This window comes from Flagellimonas aurea (genome assembly GCF_017313785.1).
GTDB lineage: Bacteria > Bacteroidota > Bacteroidia > Flavobacteriales > Flavobacteriaceae > Flagellimonas > Flagellimonas aurea.
On the sequence record NZ_JAFLNL010000014.1, the window covers coordinates 34,783 to 52,492 of the forward strand.

General features: G+C 42.3%; 16 protein-coding genes. 9 read left to right on the forward strand and 7 right to left on the reverse strand.

Annotation, left to right across the window (positions count from 1 at the left end):
* The first annotated feature begins 23 nt into the window (after positions 1-23).
* From J0656_RS18220 to J0656_RS18245, 6 genes are read left to right on the forward strand one after another with little or no spacing between them, the layout of a single operon-like run.
* Positions 24-995, forward strand: a complete 972-nt coding sequence (locus J0656_RS18220) for a stage II sporulation protein M (protein WP_207036459.1) — start codon at positions 24-26, stop codon at positions 993-995.
* Complete coding sequence (locus tag J0656_RS18225) at positions 979-1,869, forward strand: hypothetical protein (RefSeq protein ID WP_207036462.1); 891 nt, start codon at positions 979-981, stop codon at positions 1,867-1,869. Before J0656_RS18220 ends, J0656_RS18225 begins: the two co-directional genes overlap by 17 nt.
* Positions 1,870-2,601 (forward strand): DUF4129 domain-containing protein, encoded by a 732-nt coding sequence (locus tag J0656_RS18230; protein WP_207036464.1) that lies wholly within the window; start codon positions 1,870-1,872, stop codon positions 2,599-2,601.
* On the forward strand, positions 2,594-3,811 hold the full coding sequence (locus J0656_RS18235) for a DUF4350 domain-containing protein (RefSeq protein ID WP_207036466.1): 1,218 nt from the start codon (positions 2,594-2,596) through the stop codon (positions 3,809-3,811). Before J0656_RS18230 ends, J0656_RS18235 begins: the two co-directional genes overlap by 8 nt.
* Positions 3,801-4,784 carry an AAA family ATPase gene (locus J0656_RS18240; RefSeq protein WP_207036468.1) on the forward strand — a complete coding sequence of 328 codons (984 nt, stop codon included), beginning with the start codon at positions 3,801-3,803 and terminating at the stop codon, positions 4,782-4,784. Before J0656_RS18235 ends, J0656_RS18240 begins: the two co-directional genes overlap by 11 nt.
* Positions 4,785-4,786: 2 nt before the next feature.
* A complete protein-coding gene (locus J0656_RS18245) occupies positions 4,787-6,118 on the forward strand; it encodes a DUF58 domain-containing protein (RefSeq protein WP_207036470.1) in 1,332 nt (443 codons plus the stop codon).
* On the opposite strand, the gene J0656_RS18250 is transcribed toward J0656_RS18245, so the two are convergent.
* Genes J0656_RS18250 through mnmA form a run of 3 tightly spaced genes read right to left on the reverse strand, consistent with a single transcriptional unit; the run spans position 6,111 to position 8,809 of the window.
* The gene (locus tag J0656_RS18250) at positions 6,111-6,584 is read right to left on the reverse strand and encodes a YfiM family lipoprotein (protein ID WP_207036471.1); all 474 of its coding nucleotides are present in this window, start codon (positions 6,582-6,584) and stop codon (positions 6,111-6,113) included. The genes J0656_RS18245 and J0656_RS18250 overlap by 8 nt on opposite strands.
* A gap of 45 nt (positions 6,585-6,629) precedes the next feature.
* Positions 6,630-7,571: an NAD(P)H-dependent flavin oxidoreductase gene (locus J0656_RS18255; RefSeq protein ID WP_207036477.1), complete on the reverse strand. Its 942-nt coding sequence runs from the start codon at positions 7,569-7,571 to the stop codon at positions 6,630-6,632.
* A 53-nt stretch (positions 7,572-7,624) separates the two neighbouring features.
* Complete coding sequence (gene mnmA / locus J0656_RS18260) at positions 7,625-8,809, reverse strand: tRNA 2-thiouridine(34) synthase MnmA (RefSeq protein ID WP_207036479.1); 1,185 nt, start codon at positions 8,807-8,809, stop codon at positions 7,625-7,627.
* A 204-nt stretch (positions 8,810-9,013) separates the two neighbouring features.
* Between mnmA and J0656_RS18265 the strand changes: the two genes are divergently transcribed.
* The gene (locus J0656_RS18265) at positions 9,014-10,882 is read left to right on the forward strand and encodes a fasciclin domain-containing protein (RefSeq protein WP_207036481.1); all 1,869 of its coding nucleotides are present in this window, start codon (positions 9,014-9,016) and stop codon (positions 10,880-10,882) included.
* A 277-nt stretch (positions 10,883-11,159) separates the two neighbouring features.
* Here the strand turns inward: J0656_RS18265 and yidC are convergent, their stop codons facing one another.
* From yidC to J0656_RS18280, 3 genes are all read right to left on the reverse strand, one after another.
* Positions 11,160-13,028, reverse strand: a complete 1,869-nt coding sequence (yidC, locus tag J0656_RS18270) for a membrane protein insertase YidC (RefSeq protein ID WP_207036483.1) — start codon at positions 13,026-13,028, stop codon at positions 11,160-11,162.
* Between the two features lie 66 nt (positions 13,029-13,094).
* The gene (locus J0656_RS18275) at positions 13,095-14,729 is read right to left on the reverse strand and encodes a CTP synthase (RefSeq protein WP_207036485.1); all 1,635 of its coding nucleotides are present in this window, start codon (positions 14,727-14,729) and stop codon (positions 13,095-13,097) included.
* Between the two features lie 49 nt (positions 14,730-14,778).
* Positions 14,779-15,021 carry a DUF3820 family protein gene (locus tag J0656_RS18280; protein ID WP_207036487.1) on the reverse strand — a complete coding sequence of 81 codons (243 nt, stop codon included), beginning with the start codon at positions 15,019-15,021 and terminating at the stop codon, positions 14,779-14,781.
* Between the two features lie 43 nt (positions 15,022-15,064).
* Here J0656_RS18280 and J0656_RS18285 point away from each other — a divergent pair, with 43 nt between their 5' ends.
* Together J0656_RS18285 and J0656_RS18290 are read left to right on the forward strand one after the other, a co-directional pair.
* Positions 15,065-15,928 (forward strand): hydroxypyruvate isomerase family protein, encoded by an 864-nt coding sequence (locus tag J0656_RS18285; RefSeq protein ID WP_207036489.1) that lies wholly within the window; start codon positions 15,065-15,067, stop codon positions 15,926-15,928.
* Positions 15,929-16,045: 117 nt separating this feature from the next.
* A complete protein-coding gene (locus tag J0656_RS18290) occupies positions 16,046-17,383 on the forward strand; it encodes a TrkH family potassium uptake protein (protein WP_207036491.1) in 1,338 nt (445 codons plus the stop codon).
* A 57-nt stretch (positions 17,384-17,440) separates the two neighbouring features.
* Here the strand turns inward: J0656_RS18290 and J0656_RS18295 are convergent, their stop codons facing one another.
* Complete coding sequence (locus tag J0656_RS18295; RefSeq protein ID WP_207036493.1) at positions 17,441-17,638, reverse strand: hypothetical protein; 198 nt, start codon at positions 17,636-17,638, stop codon at positions 17,441-17,443.
* Positions 17,639-17,710 lie beyond the last annotated feature (72 nt).

A 17,710-nucleotide genomic window follows, 5' to 3' on the forward strand; every position in this document is an offset into this window, starting at 1 on the left:
CTTTACTACAAACCATTAATTGAATGCGCGAGGCCGCTTTTGTAAGGCAAAATAAGGATAAATGGGCCGCTTTTGAAAATGCCCTGACCAATAAGGGCCAACTTCATCCCGATGAGCTTTCGGATCTTTATATTGAGATTACCGATCACCTAAGTTACGCAAAGACCTTTTACCCGGGCAGCAATACCCATGTTTACCTGAACACACTCGCCTCCCAAGCGCACCAAAAAATATATAAGACCAAACGGGAATCAAGAAACCGTATTGTTCATTTTTGGAAAACAGAGTTCCCTACCATGTTCAAAGGCCATCACCGTGAATTGTTGATTTCCTTTCTGGTGTTCTCCTTTTTTGTTATCGTGGGAGCGTTCTCCTCGGCCAACGAAGGTGACTTTGTCCGTTCCATTTTGGGCAACGGTTATGTTAACATGACCTTGGAAAACATCGAAAAGGGAGACCCTATGGCCGTATATAAAGAGCAAGGTGCCTTCAATATGTTTCTGGGCATTACCATAAACAATATCAAAGTGGCCATTTATGCCTTTGCTTTTGGTATTTTTTTGGGTGTGGGAACACTTTATATCATGTTGCAGAATGGTATTATGTTGGGAAGCTTCCAGTACTTCTTTTATGAAAAAGGGTTGTTATGGGAATCCGCCAGAACCATCTGGATCCATGGCACTATAGAGATTTCCGTAATCATCATTGCGGGTTGTGCGGGGCTGGTATTGGCCAATGGTATTCTATTCCCTGGCACATACACCCGTTTGGAATCTTTTAAACAGGGTGTAAAAAACGGGCTTAAAATAATGGTGAGCACGGTTCCCTTTTTTATTATTGCCGGTTTTTTGGAAGGTTTTGTTACAAGACATACCGAAATGCCCGACTGGCTGGCCATTTTCATCATTTTGGCCTCGTTGTCCTTAATTGTTTTTTATTACATCATTTATCCATACCAAATCCATAGAAAAACCACTCATGCAAACATCCAATAACTATATCGAGTTTAAAAAACAGCGTGAACTGGGAGAGATCCTCTCCGATTCCTTTGTATTTATCCGAAACGAATTCAAACCCTTTTTGGGCACCATTCTAAAAATCGTTGGCCCATATATCTTGGTGATGCTGATTTCCATGGGGTTCTATATGTACACCATTGGCGATATTTTTAACCTTACGGCCATTGGAAACACCTCTATTTCCACATATTCCCCATTGATCATGGTTTTGGCCGTGGTTACTCTGCTCTTGAGCTCGATAGCCGCATACGTGTTGGCGCAAGGAACGGTGTTACATTATATAAAATCATACATCGACAACAGGGGCACTACAAATTATGATGAAATCCGAAGTGGTGTTTACGGCTCCTTTTGGTCCTTGATAGGTCTGGGCATTATTGTGGGGTTGTCGGTATTTATCGGGGCAATGTTCTGTTTGATACCAGGCATTTATTTGGCGGTTCCCTTATCGGTTTCCTTTGCCATTCTGGTTTTTCTTAAAAAGGATACCATGGAATCTTACCAATACAGTTTCACCTTGATCAAAGAAAATTGGTGGATTACCTTCGCCACTTTATTTGTTATCTATATAATTGTAGCCATCGCATCTTATGCCTTTAGCTTACCTACCATTATTTACAGTTGGATAAAAATGGGAGTGTTTTCGGGTGAAATGGACGCCGAGAACTTCAACGTGTTCAATGACCCCATCTATTTGCTTCTAAATATATTGAGCACACTGGTGCAATTTCTGATGAACATTATCTTTTTGGTGGCCACATCGTTGATTTTCTTCAATCTGAATGAGAAGAAAAATTTCACCGGAACTTTTGAGCGTATTGAAAGTCTCGGAAAATCCACAGAGGAATAGATGCTCAAAAAACTCATTTCGCTATACCTGCTGCTTTCGTGGACAATCCTTTTTGCCCAGAACGATTCCGTGGTCAAGTATGATGAATCTGAACTGCAACCTATTGAACTGAGTTCTGAAGACCTTGATACCTATAGAAATGACCGTGACTTCAACTACGAAGAGGTAAAAACCGAAAGCAGCTGGTGGACGGATATCGTTAATTGGTTCTACAACATTCTCCGTCGATTTTTTGAATGGATCTTTGGAGTCGGAAACGCAGAAGGCTATTTGGCGGCTTTTTTAAAAATATTGCCCTACCTGCTGCTTGCCCTGTTCCTTTATCTGGTGATACGGTTTTTTGTAAAGTCCAACATTTTGGGGATGGGAAATCAAAAGAAAAATCCCAATGTGGTTACCTTATCCGAAGATGAACATATCATCAAAAACGAGGACATTCAGGAACTGATAAAAAAGGCACTGGCCAATGAAAACTATAGACTGGCCATTCGATATTACTACCTCTACATCCTTCAATTGCTATCGGAACGGGAATTGATAGATTGGCAACAACAGAAGACGAACGATGACTACATGGTCGAACTATCCGATAGTTCCTTTAAAAATGATTTCGGAAAAGCCACTCTCCTGTACGATTATGTTTGGTATGGAGAATTTGAGCTGAATCACGAGCGCTACCAAAAGGCCGAACTTGTATTTGCATCCTTAAAAAAATCGATAGCAGATGTCTAGAAAAGGATGGATTTACATAGCAATAGGTATTTTGACCTTGGCGGCCATGTTCGCCTTGGAATACAACAAGCCAAAAAAAATCAACTGGTTCCCATCCTATGTTTCCCATCATAAAATACCTTACGGAACTTATGTGCTCAACGATGTAATGGAGAAACATTTTCCAGATGCCATCCAACAGATTCAAAAACCTCCTTTTGAGTTCCTCAGTCGAACGGATTCTATCGAGGGCACCTATTTTTTTGTAAACGAAACCGTTTCTTTTGAAGAAGCTGAGCTCAATACAATCTTGGAATGGGTAAACCAAGGGAACCAACTATTTGTAGCATCAAGTTCCTTTGAAACAAAATTATTGGACACCCTAAACTTAGGACAGCGATTTGTTTACAATGACGGCCAATTGGAACCCATTTTCTATTTTGAATTGGTCAATCCGGCATTCAAAAATAAAAAGGTCAAGTTCACCAAGGATTATTATACCCCGAGCTTCGACCGGTTGGATACCCTTCGGACAACCGTTCTCGGTCAAGTTTATACCAGTGCGGATAGCACGGGAACCTTGACAAAACATGCGAATATCATAAAGCAACCCTTTGGCGATGGGGAAATTATATTGTCCAGCTTCCCAAAAGCTTTCACCAACTACTTTATACTCAAAGAGAATAACAGCGAGTACACAGCAGGGCTTTTGTCCTATTTGGACCGAAGCGAAACCATCTATATGGACAATTTCCATAAATCCGGAAAATCGTTTTACACTTCGCCCATGTACTTGTTCCTGAATACCGAAGAGTTTAAGTGGGCCTACTACCTTATTCTCATCGGAGCCATTGTTTACATTATTTTTGAAGGAAAGCGAAAACAACGCGCCATCCCCGTAGTGCCCCCTGTCAAAAACCAGACCTTGGCCTTTACCCGTACCATAGCGGACATGTACTTTGAAAAAAGGGAACTGCATCTCATTACCAAACATAAAATTGACTACTTTTTGGAATATCTCAGATCCAAATTGCATATCACAACGCAAGATTTGGACGACGAAACATTTTTGAGAAACCTATCCATGCGCAGCAACTCAACATTGGAAGAGGTAAAAAATTTGATGGGAACGATATCCAAACTAAAGGTAAAACAACATATTACAGAAGAAGAACTGAAGCATCTCAATAAAAAAATAGAAGCATTTAAAGCAAACGTTGATGGAAAATAATGACTTGAACTTTGATAGCAGGGTTCCTTTGGAAGAATTAAGGGACACCGTGGAACAGGTAAAAAAAGAACTGTCCACCATAATCGTGGGGCAAAAGGATTTTATAGAACTTTTGATCATTTCCATTTTGGCCGATGGGCATGCCTTGATCGAGGGGGTCCCTGGAATAGCAAAAACAGTGACCGCCAAACTTTTTGCCAAAACCCTCAAAACGGAGTTCAATCGTATCCAATTTACGCCGGACCTTATGCCGAGCGATATTTTGGGAACCTCGGTCTTCAATTCCAAAACGACCGAGTTTGAGTTTAAAAAAGGGCCGATATTTTCCAACATTATTTTGATAGACGAAATCAACCGTGCCCCTGCCAAAACACAGTCCGCTCTTTTTGAGACCATGGAAGAAAGACAAGCCACCGTGGACGGCACCACTTACAAAATGGGAGAGCCATTTATGGTCTTGGCCACCCAAAATCCCATTGAGCAAGAAGGGACTTACGCCCTTCCCGAAGCTCAGTTGGATCGTTTCCTTTTTAAAATTAAGGTGGATTACCCCTCTGTCGAAGAAGAGGTGATCATTCTTCAGAACCATCACGAACGAAAAGGTGAAAAACCACAGGACAAAATAAAAGCGGTACTGACCCCGAAAAAACTAGCGGAGTTCAAAAAGAACATTCATGAAGTGGTGGTGGAACAAAAAATATTGGATTACATCGCCAATATCATCACACAGACCCGAAATCATCCACATTTATACTTGGGGGCATCACCTAGGGCATCCATCGCCACTTTAACGGCCTCCAAGGCATTTGCCGCTATTTCCGGAAGGGATTTTGTAATTCCCGAAGATGTAAAGAAAGCATTGGTCCCGGTACTCAACCACCGCGTAATCTTGACACCAGAGCGTGAAATGGAAGGCATGACCACCGAAAATGTGGTCACCATGATCATGGAATCCGTTGAAATCCCCAGATAGGCATGAAATTTCTTCGGTCACTGTACATACACAACATCTTCTTTCGGTACATTGCCGCACTGTCCGCATGCTTTGTGATTTCCTATTGGGTGCCGATGCTGTATCCCATCGCGTGGTTATTGGTCTACCTGCTATTGGCCTTTTTCTTTCTGGACCTCTACTTGATGTACGCCACGAAAAATGGTATTCAAGCCCACCGAAATCCACCGCAAAAACTGTCCAACAGCGACGAAAATATCTTATCGGTACATCTCAATTCGAAATATCCTTTTAAAACAGGGGTCATGGTTATCGATGAATTGCCCGTGCAATTTCAAAAAAGGGATTTTCAACACAAGACCCAATTACAAAAAGGAGAGCCCCATTTTTTCGAGTACTCCGTGCGTCCCGTAGAACGTGGGGAGTATGTTTTCGGCAATTTGATCGTTTTTGCCTCTTCGCCACTTTGCATCATTAAAAGGAAGTATGTGTTCCAGAAGGACCAAATGGTACCCGTTTACCCATCCATCATACAAATGCAGCAATATGATTTTTTGGCCACAAGCAATCGTTTAACAGAATTTGGATTGAAGAAAATACGACGTATCGGGCATACCCAAGAATTTGAACAGATCAAGGAATATATTAAGGGGGATGATGTGCGCACCATCAACTGGAAAGCTACCGCAAAAAGGAGCCAATTAATGGTAAACCAATATCAGGACGAAAAATCCCAACCTATTTACTCGATTATTGATACGGGCAGGGTGATGAAAATGCCTTTTGACGGATTGAGCTTATTGGACTACGCTATCAACTCCGCCTTGGCGTTTTCCAATGTTGCCCTAAAAAGAAACGACAAAACGGGATTATTGACCTTCTCCAAAAAGATTGAGACTTTTGTTCCCGCCGTGCAAAAAATTACGCACCTCAACACCATAATGGAGAGTCTGTACAACATTTCCACGGATTATTCCGATTCGGACTTTGGACTGTTGTACGCCCACGTGAAACGAAAAGTAAACCAGCGCAGTCTTTTATTGCTCTACACCAATTTTGAGCATATATCGGGCCTTAAACGACAATTGCCCTTTATTTTGGCAATGGCAAAAAAACATGTGTTGGTCGTTATTTTCTTTGAGAACACAGAATTGGAATCCTTGATTGCAACGGATGCCGAGGATTTACAATCCATTTACCATAAGACGATTGCCGAAAAGTTTTCATTGGAGAAAAGACTCATGCAAAAAGAACTCCAAAAATATGGCATACAGACCATCTTGACCAAACCTGAGGAACTAACGGTAAATACGATCAATAAATATTTGGAGATAAAAGCTAGGGGAATTATTTAGCGGTAAGCTCGTAGTTGGAAAGTCCCAAAGTATTTAAGGATGGAGGCACGCCATCGAAAACCACCAATTTTGATGTTTGTAGGGCTGGATAGTGTTTCTTGTTGAAATTAAATGTCGAATATCGACCACGCAAACGTCCGTTGCTATCCTTCTTGGAAAATAAATCTATGGCGATACCTACAGTAATACCGCCTAGAATGGTAGCTGCCAAGTCTTCATTGTCCCATCCATTGTCCCGCTGTCCGGCATCAATCGCTTCTTTTGCCACACCGGCCAAAGCACTGCCCGTTACGGCCCCTACAAAAGTCCAGACCCGATTTCCGTTGGTTGCATGCTTGGCAACTCCGGCCCCTGCAAGCCCAAAAAGACTCCCACCAACAAAATGGAGGACCTTGTCCCCCCCTATTTGCCCATAACAATTAGTGGCGAGCACAAAAAGGAACAGTATGGGGATGAGTGTTCTCATTGTCCTCTAAATATATTAAAAGTTTCCCAAACTCCCGCCAATACACTAATACTCTTGCATCTGAGCTTTTGCTTCATGAAACTCATCCATAAGTTCACGAACAATTTCTGCTGCTGGAGTTATGTTATGGATCAAACCGGAAACTTGTCCGATTTCCAGTTCGCCTTCCTCCATATCACCTTCGAACATGCCCTTTTTGGCCCTGGCCCTTCCCAATAGTTTCATCAGTTCTTCTTTTGTTGCTCCGCTAGCATAAGCCTTTTGAATGTCGTTGAAGAATTTATTTTTAAGCAATCGAACCGGTGCAAGCTCCTTTAAAGTCAATTGGGTATCGCCCTCTTTGGCATCTACCACCCATTTTTTGAACAATTCGTGGGAAGATGCTTCTGGTGAGGCTACAAACCTACTCCCTACCTGAACACCATCCGCACCCAAAACCATGGCGGCCAACATAGCCCTTCCTGTAGCGATACCTCCCGCGGCAATCAATGGAATATCAATTTTTTCCTTTACGGATGGAATCAATACCATGGTGGTGGTTTCATCACGGCCGTTATGTCCACCTGCTTCAAAACCTTCTGCCACAACGGCATCCACTCCTGCTTCTTGGGCTTTCAAGGCAAACTTTACACTACTCACCACATGTACAACGGTGATTCCTTTTTCTTGAAGAAATGAAGTCCAGGTTTTAGGGTTTCCCGCTGAAGTGAACATTATCTTTACCTCGTGCTTCACGATAATATCCATCAACTTTTCAATATCGGGATATAACATCGGAACATTCACCCCAAAAGGCTTATTCGTAGCTTTTTTACATTTGATGATATGCTCCTCCAGCACCTCGGGATACATGCTGCCCGCACCCAACAACCCTAATCCACCTGCATTTGAAACCGCTGAGGCCAAACGCCAACCACTGGCCCAGACCATTCCTGCTTGAATTATGGGGTATTCGATTCCGAAAAGTTGTGTGATTTTATTCTGCATGGAAATTTGATTCTAGTTTCCACCAAAATAATGAAAATAAATAAGGAATCGCTTTAGGAGATTACCCCAGAGCCTACCAGTTCGTCATCAAGGTACCAAGCCGCAAACTGACCTTCGGTTATAGCGGATTGCTTGTCCTTGAAATCAACGAACAGACCATTTTCTACTTTATAAAGGGTCGCTGGTTGCAAGGGCTGCCGGTACCGGATACGTGCCATTACCTCAATGGTTTCATCTACCTTCAAGGCTAGATCAGGGCGTACCCAATGGAGTTCGTCCTCTTTAATGAACAATGTATTTCTAAGCAGACCGGGGTGTGCTTTTCCCTGACCGGTATAGATAATGTTCTTATCCACATCGGTATCGATTACGAACAATGGTTCCTTGGTTCCGCCAACATTTAGGCCTTTTCGCTGGCCAATGGTAAAATAGTGGGCGCCTTGATGCTCTCCAACAACCTTTCCATCCGATTCGTTATAAACAGGTTTCTCCGCACGGAAGGTAAGTTTCTCCCTTTCATTTTGAAAATCGGGAACCACTGCGGAAAATTGTATTGCATTACTTGGAACTTCCACAATAATCCCTTTTTTGGGCTTTAATTTTTGTTGAAGAAACTCTGGCAAATGTACTTTTCCTATAAAACACAAACCCTGCGAATCTTTTTTATCGGCAGTGATCAAATTATTTTCGGCTGCAATCTTTCGTACTTCCGGCTTTAATAATTCCCCAACAGGAAATAAGGTCTTGGACAATTGCTCTTGCGATAATTGACAAAGGAAATAGCTCTGGTCCTTATTGGGGTCCTTACCAGATAACAACTGGTAGGTTTCATCTTCATTTTGGATGGTTCCCTTTCTACAGTAATGACCGGTTGCCACATAATCCGCACCCAATTGCAGTGCGATTTTCATGAAAACATCAAATTTTATCTCGCGATTGCACAGTACGTCGGGATTAGGTGTTCTTCCTCTTTCATATTCATTGAACATATAATCCACGATACGCTCTTTGTACTCTACGCTCAAATCCACAGTCTGAAAAGGAATGCCCAATTTTTCCGCGACAATCAAAGCATCGTTGCTGTCTTCCAGCCAAGGACATTCTTCGGATATGGTAACGGAATCGTCATGCCAATTCTTCATGAAAAGACCAATCACATCATATCCCTGTTCTTTAAGTAGATAAGCAGCGACGCTGGAATCCACTCCTCCCGAAAGTCCAACAACAACCTTTTTCATTGCATTTGATTAAGGCTACAAAAATACAAATTGACATCTATTAAAAATTGTAAATCTGTCTTAAAGCGTATAAACGGTAATTATAATCCACACAATGTCAGAACTATAATTTTTGTTAAAGTTTTCGGTAAAAATGTTAAACATTATTGTTTTTATTTTGTTTAATGTTAGTTTTAAATAGTTAAACAAACATCTTTAAACAACATGAAAACTTTAAAACACTTAAGCCGACTGACATTATTGCTCTTATGTATTGGGCTGACCTCTTGCTCCAATGATGACAACGGCCCAACACCACCTATGGAAGAGGATGCCAATATTGTAGAGGCAGCCCAAGCAACTTCTGAATTAAGTACTTTGGTCGCTGCGCTTCAAAAGGCAGATGAAAGTGCCAACAACGATTTGATCACAGCTCTTAGCGGTGAAGGACCATTTACCGTATTTGCCCCGACCAACGAAGCATTCAACGATTTGCTTGCCCAATTGGATGGTTTTGATTCGCTCGATGACTTTAGTTCACAACAATTGCAAGATTTACTTGCTGTAATTCTTACTTATCACGTAGTGGCGGATGCTGCATTTTCCACAGATTTAAGTGATGGAATGAGCCTAACCACATTACAAGGCTCTTCTCTCCAGGTAGATATCGATGGTGATGTCTTTATACAAGATGCTACCGATGTTCCGGCACAAGTGGTTGATGCAGACATCGAGGTTTCCAACGGAGTGGTTCACATAATAGATAAAGTGTTATTACCTCAAGCCATTTTGGACGAATTGGCCGACATTATCCTTGTTCCCATTACAGATTTGGCCATTGGAAATGAAAATCTACAAAACTTGGTGGCTGCACTAACCGCAGCGGACGGAGATTTACCAACCGTGTTGCGCGGTGATGGACCATTTACCGTATTGGCACCTACAGATGAAGCTTTTGAAAACTTCTTGGACGGTGCTGCCTTAGCAGATATTCCAACAGATGTATTGACAAACGTATTGCTCAATCACGTTATTAGCGGGGAAGTCACCTCAGAGGATTTAACAGGACTTGGTTCGGGTTATACTCGCACTCTAGCAACCGGAGCTGGGGAACAAAATGTTAGTTTGTTCTTTGATACTTCGGATGGTGTTACTTTTAACGGTGTGTCTTCTGTGATTACTCCGGATGTTAAAGCTTTGAACGGTATTGTTCATGTGGTGGATGCCGTAATAGATATCCCTAACATTGTGGACCATGCAGTTGCCAACCCAGGGCTTTCGTCTTTAGTTGCTGCTTTGACAGATGGCGGAAACACTACTTTCACCGATTTGTTATCCAACGAAGAAGAACTTTTCACCGTATTTGCTCCAGGAAACGACGCCTTTAGCGCATTCACAAATCCAAATTCAAATGATATCAATGCCATTTTGGCCAATCATGTGGTGATGGGCGCCGCTGCTTTCCGCTCGGATTTGACCAGTACCTATTACACAACTGAGGCAGAATTCGCAACAGATGAAAACTTAAGCCTCTACGTAAATATCGATGATGGTGTTACATTGAACGGAACCAGTAGTGTGGTAATGGCGGATATCGTAGCCAGCAACGGAGTAATCCATACAGTGGATGCCGTAATCGACTTGCCGACCGTAGTGACTTTTGCTACAGCCGACCCTACCTTCTCTACTTTGGTACAAGCATTGACCGAGTTGACACCAAGTACGGATTTTGTAAGTGTATTGTCCGCTCAAGATGGGGCAGGTAGCGATCCATTTACCGTGTTCGCCCCCACAAATGATGCGTTTGCTGCTCTTGCAAGTATTCCTGGTGAAGCTGACTTGACCCCGATACTTCAGCATCATGTAGTGGCAGGAGCCAATGTTCGCTCAGGCGATCTCAGCGACGGCGCTACGGCAACAACTTTGGAAGGTGATATGATTACCATAAACCTGCCAGGCACTGGAGACAATATAGCAGACATTACTGATGGTGCAGGAAACACAGGTATTGGTATAGATGCAGTGGATGTACAGGCCATCAACGGTGTGATTCACGTTGTGGATACCGTTCTTATACCGGATACATCAAACTAACTGATTTTTGATTGATAGATAGTGTGAAAAAGCCCCCTCAATTAATTTTGAGGGGGCTTTTTATCGTGTACAGGTTACCGTTTATCGATGACACATCAACATCGGAATATTTACCCACAAAAAGCGGCTGTTTTACAACTATTAATTTTTTCAGTCTAGGTAATACCGCATCTTTGGAGTCCCAAATCTTTCCAAACTATACCTGTAAATGGAAACTCCCCCAAGGCAATCTTGAGGGAGTTTTTTTATTTTGTCCAAAAAGTAATTTTCTTCCAGGTTATCTTCTTCCTGACTTCTTTTGCTCTTCGGCCTGTTCCATCATTTCGCGCATCTTACGCTGGAACTTGTTCTCCTTTTTAGGCTTTTTCTTGTTCTCCTGAATCTGGGCATGTATCTTATCCTCGTCCAAGATATAATTCTTGATGGCCAACATAATAAAGATGGTAATCAAGTTGGAGATAAAGTAGTACAAACTCAACCCACTCGCATAGTTGTTGAAGAAGAACAACATCATAATGGGGGATAGGTACATAATGAACTTCATGTTCGGCATACCGGGCTGCTGCTGCATCTGCATGCTCTGACCAGTGGTCATCTGCATGTAGAAGAAAATGGCAATCGAAGCCAAAATCGGGAACAGTGAAACGTGGTCTCCATAAAATGGTATGGTGAACGGCAGTTCAAAAATGGTATCATAAGATGATAGATCCTCGGCCCATAAGAAAGGCTTCTGGCGCAACGCAAAAGACGTTGGGAAAAACATGAACAGGGAATAGAAAATAGGCAACTGCAATAAAGCGGGAACACATCCACTCATAGGGCTTACACCAGCTTTATTGTAGACCTTCATGGTCTCCTGCTGCTTTTTCATGGCGTTGTCCTTGTACTTTTCATTGATTTCCGAAATCTCAGGTTTCAACACCTTCATCTTGGCCTGCGACAAATAGGATTTATAGGTCACCGGCGACAATGCCAATCGCACCAAAATGGTCATGATTACAATGGCGATACCGTATGGCAAGAACGAACTTAAGAATGTATAGAACGGTGTGAACACATATCGGTTGATCCAACCGAAAATACCCCACCCAAATGGAATGGAATCCGCCAATCCCAATTCCGTATAGTTATCCAAGACCTTAACATCGGTAGGCCCATAATACCAGTACATATTTTGAGATATTTCCCCGCCCTGATATTCCAATGGAGCCTTTGTACTGTATTCTTTGGTAAAACGAAGTTCCTTGCTTTCTTCCTCAACCAAATTGGTAGAAGTCAAATCAGCAGTTTTGAAATGATCGTCGGTTGCCAGAATGGAGCTGAAGAAGTGTTGACGGTAAGACAACCATTTTACATCCTCTTCGGTCTCTTCGTCAAAATCACTGCTCTCCGAAAGTTTACTGATATCACCATCATCGTTGTTGTACGTTAAACGGGTATATCTATTTTCGTACTGTACACTCTTGTTGTGCCGGATTCCTTTCAAATCCCACTCCAAAGTAACAGGTTTGCTGGTGTTAAAAACTCCGTTCAACCCTTGGGAACGAATGGTAAAATCCACCAAATACTCATTAGGTTTCATCTCGTAGCGGTACTCCAAAAATTTGCCATTGGCAACTTTTGCCTTCATGGACAGCACCTTATTATCACCGCTTTGGGTAAGGGATGGCTCAAAATATAAATCTGCAGTGCTCAATACTCGGTTATCCGATGTGGTAAAGTTCAATGCAAAGTTGGCATTTCCGTCCTTCACCAAATACACGGGAATAGAATCGAAGGTTACGAACTCCTTCATTTTTGCCTCTACAATCTGTCCTCCTTTATTGGAAATTTCCAGTTTCAGCACTTCATTTTCAAGTAGCGTGGTTCCGTCCGTAGTTTGGGTGAACCCAAATGCACCAACGGTACTCTTGTAATTGGCCACGGCCGTGGAGTCGTTAAGATCTATGGTCTTGGTCTCCTTGACAGGGGCGGTTTTAACCTCCTGCTCCTTCTTGGCGGCCTCAGCTTCTATTCGTGCTTGCTCTGCTTTTTGAGCTTCAAGCTCTTCTGGCGTTGGCTGATTTTGGAAAAACATAAAAATGAGTATCCCAAAAATCAGTACAAATCCAATAATGGATTTAATATCCAGCTTCTTTTCTTCCATGAATATTATTTAGTAGAAATATGTATTTGGTATTTCAGTTGACAAATATATGTCCAAAAGCCTGTTTTATGCCAAACTGGCATTGTTTTGTTTCTGTTTATGGTCCAAAACCGCCTTTACAAAGCCCACGAACAAAGGATGCGGATTTGCTACCGTACTTTTATATTCGGGATGGTACTGTACCCCAACAAACCAAGGATGGGATGGAATTTCCACAACTTCTACAAGACCTGTTTTTGGATTAAGCCCCGAAGCCACCAAACCGGCTTCCTCCAATTTATCCTTGTATTTATTGTTGAACTCATACCTGTGCCTGTGGCGTTCCTCGATATCGGAAGTACCGTACACGCCATGAACCAAACTTCCCTCTTTAAGGTGGCAGTCCCAACTTCCCAAACGCATGGTGCCTCCCTTATCGGTAACATTTTTTTGTTCCTCCATTAAGCTGATTACCGGGTCCGGGGTATCCTTGTTCATTTCGGTAGAGTTGGCTTGCGATAGGCCAAGAACGGTACGTGCAAACTCGATTACCGCCATTTGCATGCCCAAGCAGATGCCCAAGAATGGAATATTGTTCTCACGGGCGTAGGTGACGGCATTTACCTTGCCTTCAATACCTCGTTCACCAAAACCTGGAGCTACCAAAATACCGTCCAGTCCCTGCAATTTCTTTTCAATATTTTTAGCTGACAAATGCTCGGAGTGGATAGATTTTACCTCAACCTCAACTTCGTTCGTCGCACCGGCATGGATAAATGCCTCTTGTATTGACTTATATGAATCTGGCAGTTCAACATACTTACCTATCAACCCAATGACTACCTTGTCCTTAGGGTTTTTATGACGCTGTAAAAACTCTTTCCATTGGTCCAAATTGGGTTCGGTGGTATTCGGAAGCGCCAATTTTTCCAAGGTCACGGTATCCAATCCCTCCTCTTGCATCAATAAAGGGACATCATAAATGGTAGATGCATCTATGGATTGAATTACGGCCTCTTTCCTAACATTGCAGAAAAGTGCCAATTTTTCTTTTATATCCTCAGAGATATGGTGTTCGGTCCTACATACCAATATATCGGCCTTGATTCCACTTTCCATCAAAGTCTTAACGGAGTGCTGGGTCGGCTTGGTCTTTAATTCACCGGCAGCGGAAAGGAATGGCACCAAGGTAAGGTGCACCACAATTCCGTTATGCTCACCCAATTCCCATAGCAATTGACGAACCGATTCTATATAAGGTAGTGATTCAATATCCCCTACGGTTCCACCAATTTCGGTAATAACGATATCATAATCGCCACTTTTTCCCAAAATTTGGATACGTTCCTTAATTTCGTTGGTGATATGTGGAACCACCTGTACAGTCTTGCCCAAAAACTCACCGCGGCGTTCCTTTTCAATAACACTTTGATAAATTCTACCTGTGGTTACGTTGTTGGCCTGTGAAGTACGTACGTTCAAAAAACGTTCGTAGTGGCCAAGATCCAAGTCGGTTTCGGCACCGTCATCGGTCACATAACATTCGCCATGCTCATACGGATTAAGTGTTCCCGGGTCAACATTAATGTATGGATCCAGCTTTTGGATGGTGGTTCGGTACCCCCTGGCCTGCAGTAGTTTAGCCAAGGATGCGGCGATAATTCCTTTACCCAATGAAGAGGTAACGCCTCCCGTAACGAAAATGTACTTGGTATCTGACATATTGATCATTCTATTACGGGGCGTAAAATTACTAATTGCTGGGCAAAAATCAGGTAGATTCGCGAGGAAAATCTTTTTGCAACTTTCTAATGATGGGTTCCAGGTTGTTGTCCTTGATTGTCAACATGGTATTTAAGTAACCGCCCAATTTGCCTTCGGGAAACCCTTTTTGGCGAAACCAGACCAAATAGGGCAATGGCAGGTCCACAAGGTATCTGCCCTTGAATTTACCGAACGGCATCTTATAATGTGCCAGTTCCAACAATTGTTTTGAATCGGGGCGTATTTCCATATCTAGGTCTAAAATACTATCTTTCCGAGAACAAATCCACACAATGAAACGTAGAAATTTTATAGCCACGGCCGCCGTCGGGTCTGCAGGTCTGGCCTCAACCTCTGCCATGGCTTACGGCCAAGGCCAAAACAAAGAATTCAAACTCAAGAACAATATTAACCATAGTGTATGCGAATGGTGTTTTAACGATATTCCCCTTGAGGATTTCTTAAAGACCTTAAACGAATTGGGAGTAAAGGCCATTGATTTGGTCGGGCCGGATAGATGGCCCATATTGAAGAAATACGATATCCATTGTTCCATGTGCAATGGTGCGGAAATTAGTTTGACCGAGGGCTGGAACAATCCAAAATACCACGAGCAACTTATAAAAAATTATACTGAAATGATTCCTAAAGTGGCCGAGGCCGGTTACACCAACCTTATCTGTTTTAGCGGCAACCGTAATGGTATGAACGACTACGTGGGGCTGCAAAATTGCGTTGATGGACTCTCGCAGATTATGCCCTTGGCGGAAAAACATGGTGTGGTCATCCAAATGGAACTGTTCAACCAGGTGAACCACCCGGATTATATGTGCGACAACTCGCTTTGGGGCGTGGAACTTTGTAAGCACTTGGGGAGCGACAACTTTAAACTATTGTTCGATATCTACCACATGCAGATCCAAGAAGGCGACATTATCCGAAGTATTCAAAACTACCACCCTTATTTTGGACACTACCATACAGCAGGTGTTCCAGGAAGACATGAAATCGATGAGACACAAGAACTTTACTATCCGGCAATCATAAAAGCGATACATGCAACCGGTTTTACCGGGTATGTAGCACAAGAGTTTATCGTTACCTGGGAAGATAAAATCGGGGCGTTAAAAGATGCTTTTACAAGGTGTGATGTTTAATCAACCCATCCATTGATAGGACATTACACTCAAACTCTTATTGAATTCCATAAATAGGTAGTGCATTTTTCAAAATTCGGACTTAGCTTTGCATGAAAATTTGAAACCTAAATTGAAATGTTCAGCGCAATTCAATCCAGATACAAAAGATTCCAAATAAGTAAGTCGCCCCAACTAAATTTAGTCTGGGGCTTTTTTTTGTACACCCTGATGGGGTTTCTATTGCTATCGATTCCACTTTTTCACAGAACCGATGTCGCCTTTTTGGACAACCTATTTATTTCAACTTCGGCCATCTCAACCACCGGACTTGTAACGATAAGCATATTTGATTCTTACAATTTTTTTGGGCAGTTCATCATTATGATACTTATTCAGTTGGGCGGGATTGGTTATATGACCCTGACCACGTATTACCTGCTCTTCACGACCAAACGCATTACCAGATGGCACCAAAAAATTATTGGTGCGGAATTCACCATGCCCGCTACCATTCAAATCAAGGATTTTATAAAAAGTGTTGTTTATTTTACATTGGTGATGGAGTTTTTGGGGACCATTTCCTTTTACATAGCTTTTCATCAAGAAGGGATTACGGGCCTAAAAGGTATGTGGTTTTCCCTATTCCATAGCGTTTCTTCCTTCTGCACGGCCGGTTCTAGCTTATTCAATGATAGTTTTGAGAGCTTTTCTGAAAACACCCTCATCAATTGGACCATTTCTATCTTAGCAATTGCGGGATCCCTTGGTTTTATAGTGATAACCGATGTTTGGTACAGGATTAGGGGAAAGTCAAAGGCGATTACCTTTACCTCTAAAATTATAATTTATGGATTTATAATTCTACTGGGGATTGGCTCGTTGCTATTTTATTTTACAGAACCCCTTGTAAAAGCATCCGAACACAGGTTGATGGAAGCCTTTTTCCAGTCGATGACCTCCATGACCACCGTTGGGTTCAATACCGTGCCGATTGGTTCGCTCTCATTGCCACTCCTCCTTTTGACCATTTTTTTGATGTACATCGGGGCGTCGCCATCCGGTACCGCCGGTGGGATGAAGATAACCACATTGACCGCTATGGTCGCCATTTTAAAAAGTCGGTTGCTCGGTCAGAAAAAAATAACTTTTTTGAAAAGGACAATACCTCTTGAACGCCTTTTTGTGGCGACGTCCACCTTTATACTCTATACCTCGATGATTTTTCTATTCAGCTTTTTGCTTTCCTTTACCGAGGAATCAAGTTTTGACAAAATCCTTTTTGAAGTGGCCTCTGCACTTGGAACCGTAGGTTTAAGCACAGGAATAACCGCCGACCTTTCAGAGGTTGGAAAATCGCTTATCATCTTATTGATGTTTTTGGGGCGTGTTGGGGTACTTACTTTTGGTTTTGCTTTGTTGATGCGAATGAAAAAGCAAGATTTAAAATTGAAAAGTGAAGATTTGGCCGTGTAGATCGCAGCAGGGATAGGGCTAAAAAGATAGCTGTTCTAGATTTCTTGTGGTGTAAAATTACCCTGCTCTCAAAACCCTGACCACTCCCCTGATTGCCGTGGCCACTTCCTGTAACTCGTCTCTGGAAAAAGTGTCTTCTTCCACATAGAACAACATTTCCACGGCTAAATCCAAGTGCTCCGCTAAAGCCTCAGGAGTGCCATAAGTATCAAAAATTAATTGTAACAACTCAATCTTCTGTTCTAAAGAAATCAAACCTTTGATGATTTAAGATTCACTAGAATCAAAGTTCATCATTTGATTGCAGATAGCTAGCCCTATTTATCG

Bases quoted from the DNA above. Each gene is read 5' to 3' on its own strand.
- J0656_RS18220 (WP_207036459.1), top strand. From the start codon at position 24: ATGCGCGAGGCCGCTTTTGTAAGGCAAAATAAGGATAAATGGGCCGCT.
- J0656_RS18225 (WP_207036462.1), top strand. From the start codon at position 979: ATGCAAACATCCAATAACTATATCGAGTTTAAAAAACAGCGTGAACTG.
- J0656_RS18230 (WP_207036464.1), top strand. From the start codon at position 1,870: ATGCTCAAAAAACTCATTTCGCTATACCTGCTGCTTTCGTGGACAATC.
- J0656_RS18235 (WP_207036466.1), top strand. From the start codon at position 2,594: ATGTCTAGAAAAGGATGGATTTACATAGCAATAGGTATTTTGACCTTG.
- J0656_RS18240 (WP_207036468.1), top strand. From the start codon at position 3,801: ATGGAAAATAATGACTTGAACTTTGATAGCAGGGTTCCTTTGGAAGAA.
- J0656_RS18245 (WP_207036470.1), top strand. From the start codon at position 4,787: ATGAAATTTCTTCGGTCACTGTACATACACAACATCTTCTTTCGGTAC.
- J0656_RS18250 (WP_207036471.1), bottom strand. From the start codon at position 6,584: ATGAGAACACTCATCCCCATACTGTTCCTTTTTGTGCTCGCCACTAAT.
- J0656_RS18255 (WP_207036477.1), bottom strand. From the start codon at position 7,571: ATGCAGAATAAAATCACACAACTTTTCGGAATCGAATACCCCATAATT.
- mnmA (WP_207036479.1), bottom strand. From the start codon at position 8,809: ATGAAAAAGGTTGTTGTTGGACTTTCGGGAGGAGTGGATTCCAGCGTC.
- J0656_RS18265 (WP_207036481.1), top strand. From the start codon at position 9,014: ATGAAAACTTTAAAACACTTAAGCCGACTGACATTATTGCTCTTATGT.
- yidC (WP_207036483.1), bottom strand. From the start codon at position 13,028: ATGGAAGAAAAGAAGCTGGATATTAAATCCATTATTGGATTTGTACTG.
- J0656_RS18275 (WP_207036485.1), bottom strand. From the start codon at position 14,729: ATGTCAGATACCAAGTACATTTTCGTTACGGGAGGCGTTACCTCTTCA.
- J0656_RS18280 (WP_207036487.1), bottom strand. From the start codon at position 15,021: ATGGAAATACGCCCCGATTCAAAACAATTGTTGGAACTGGCACATTAT.
- J0656_RS18285 (WP_207036489.1), top strand. From the start codon at position 15,065: ATGAAACGTAGAAATTTTATAGCCACGGCCGCCGTCGGGTCTGCAGGT.
- J0656_RS18290 (WP_207036491.1), top strand. From the start codon at position 16,046: ATGTTCAGCGCAATTCAATCCAGATACAAAAGATTCCAAATAAGTAAG.